The organism is Mesoflavibacter sp. CH_XMU1422-2 (genome assembly GCF_037029245.1).
In the GTDB taxonomy this organism is placed as follows: Bacteria; Bacteroidota; Bacteroidia; order Flavobacteriales; family Flavobacteriaceae; genus Mesoflavibacter; species Mesoflavibacter zeaxanthinifaciens.
This window is the reverse complement of sequence record NZ_JAYMEE010000044.1, coordinates 1-1,753: the sequence shown is the minus strand read 5'-3', so window position 1 is coordinate 1,753 and position 1,753 is coordinate 1. Positions and strand designations below refer to the sequence as shown.

Here is a 1,753-nt window from a genome sequence, read left to right as displayed (position 1 = left end):
TCATTGCAATTTTCTATCTTTCAGTCTCAATCGGAAAATCGTACCGATTTTCCGCAACTGAAATTTATACGCTAACGTTGTAAGTAATTAAAAAACAATATGAGTAATAAAAAGCCTTTCAGATTTAATGATGAAATTATCCAACAATTATTTGGTTTCGAAGATGCCGAAAGCGAATCGATTGAACGATTAAGGGAATACTATTTTAAAAAGGATACTTACAAAAGAGTTACCTCTAACTTACCTGTACGGATTTTAGTTGGTCATAAAGGTACAGGTAAATCAGCATTATTTAAAGTAGCTATTGCTGAAGAAAGAGAAAAGGGGAACTTACCAATATTGATTAAACCAGATGATATTGCAGAATTAGGGAAAACGAATGAGGATTTTTTGTTAAAAATTCGACAATGGAAGCATGGTTTAACAAAAATAATTGGTTCTAAGGCTCTTTCAGAATTAGGTTTATACGATGATTCATTAAAAAATAAACTTAATTTATTTGGAGTTAAATTAATTTCTTTTTTGACTGATACAATTAAGTTAGGAAAAGTTGATATAAACGTAGATCCTGCTAAAAAAGTCCTAATTGACAATTTTATTAAGACTAAAAAAATTATTGTTTTTATAGATGATTTAGATAGAGGTTGGCAAGGAAAAAAAGAAGATATTATTAGAATTTCGGCTCTTTTAAACGCTATCAGAGATTTTGCGAGTGAGAATAACGGACTTTCCTTTAAAGTATCATTAAGGTCTGATGTTTATTTTTTAGTTCGTACTTCTGATGAATCAACAGATAAAATTGAAGGTTCGGTAGTTTGGTTTTCTTGGACAAACCACGAAATTTTAGTTATGTTAATTAAACGTATTTCGACCTTTTTTAATATTGCGGTTGATGAAGATAAGCTTATGTCTACTCCTCAAAAACATCTTGTCTATCATTTGGAAAGAATATTTGAAAACCCTTTCGAAGGGAGAGGTAAATGGGAAAAAGTTTCAATTCATAGAATATTAATGTCATTGATTAGAAAAAGACCTAGAGATTTAGTTAAACTATGCTCTTCTGCTGCTCAAGTTGCAAGTTCTGAAAATTCTTCAAAAATCAAATCATCACATTTACAAGCTATTTTTGAAGAATATTCTCAAGGTAGAATACAAGATACAATCAATGAATATAAATCTGAGCTTCCAAAAATTGAAAATTTAATTTTTGGTATGAGACCAAATCAAAACGAGAGGAAACAATCAAACGGTTACATCTTTACGACTTCAGAACTACATGCAAAAATTAATAGAATAAAAGAATCGAATAATTTCAAGTTTGCAAATGCTAGAGCTACTGACGCAAAAAGTTTAGCTCAGTTCATGTATAAAATTAATTTTTTAACAGCAAGAAAAGTAATGGATGATGGTCAAATTCAAAGAAAATACTTTGAGGAGAATAGATACTTATATAGCTCTTTTGTTGATTTTGGTTACGATTGGGAAATTCATCCAGCTTTTAGATGGGCTTTACAACCAGAAACAATAGGAACCATAATGAATCATTTAGATTTGAATTCTGACAATAATTAACTACTTACAACAATGGCTATATGTAATTGCTGGTTCTCGCCTACTTCTGAAAATCCTCTCGGATTTTCAGTTTTGTGCGTGCTTGCAAAGTTAAGTACTAACCCACGCAACTACTCATAGCCGAGACCGTTGTGTGCAAGCTAAAAAAATGAAACCGATAATTAAAATATTGACCATAGTT

At 30.5% G+C, this 1,753-nt stretch carries 1 protein-coding gene; it reads left to right on the top strand.

Annotation, left to right across the window (positions count from 1 at the left end):
• Positions 1-99 precede the first annotated feature (99 nt).
• Positions 100-1,572: a P-loop ATPase, Sll1717 family gene (locus WA340_RS05925; protein WP_336127862.1), complete on the top strand. Its 1,473-nt coding sequence runs from the start codon at positions 100-102 to the stop codon at positions 1,570-1,572.
• Positions 1,573-1,753 lie beyond the last annotated feature (181 nt).

Coding starts and splice junctions, on each gene's coding strand:
- WA340_RS05925 (WP_336127862.1), top strand. CDS start 100: ATGAGTAATAAAAAGCCTTTCAGATTTAATGATGAAATTATCCAACAA.